1 protein-coding gene is annotated in these 569 nt (G+C 67.7%); it reads left to right on the top strand.

All coding sequences use genetic code 11. The annotated features are described in order from the left end of the window. The coding region (gene istA, locus OCGS_RS07825; RefSeq protein WP_156801004.1) for an IS21 family transposase at nucleotides 1–569 on the top strand (569 nt) is incomplete at both ends.

Below are 569 nucleotides of genomic sequence, written 5' to 3' on the forward strand. Positions count from 1 at the left end.
CGCTGGCGGCCGCCTTGTTTGCACCGACGTCGACGAACAAGCCGCGCGGTGAGCGAGTGCTGCCCGATGTGCTGAGCATCCACCGCGAGTTGCGACGCAAGGGCGTGACCTTGCAGCTGCTGTGGGAGGAATATCTCGCCGCGCATGCGGGCCAGCCGACCTACCGCTACACCCAGTTCGTCGAGCACTACCGGCGCTACGCCCAGACGCTCAAACGTTCGATGCGTCAGCTGCACCGTGCGGGCGAGAAGCTATTCATCGACTATGCCGGGCCGACGCTGCCGGTGGTCGACCCGGCCACCGGCGAAGTGCGCCGGGCGCACATCTTCGTCGCCGCCCTGGGCGCCTCGAATTACACCTATGCCTGCGCGACGCCAGGCGAAACCCAGGTGGACTGGCTGACCTCGCTGGGCCAGGCTCTGACCTACTTTGGCGGCGTGCCGGAAATGGTTGTGCCGGACAATCCGCGCGCCCTGGTCGCCCAGCCGGATCGCTACGAGCCGGGCCTGAACCGGGCCACGCTGGAGTGCGCGCGTCATTACCAGACGGTGATCCTGCCGGCACGGCCA

This window comes from Oceaniovalibus guishaninsula JLT2003 (assembly GCF_000299575.1).
GTDB classification, from domain to species: domain Bacteria; phylum Pseudomonadota; class Alphaproteobacteria; order Rhodobacterales; family Rhodobacteraceae; genus Palleronia; species Palleronia guishaninsula.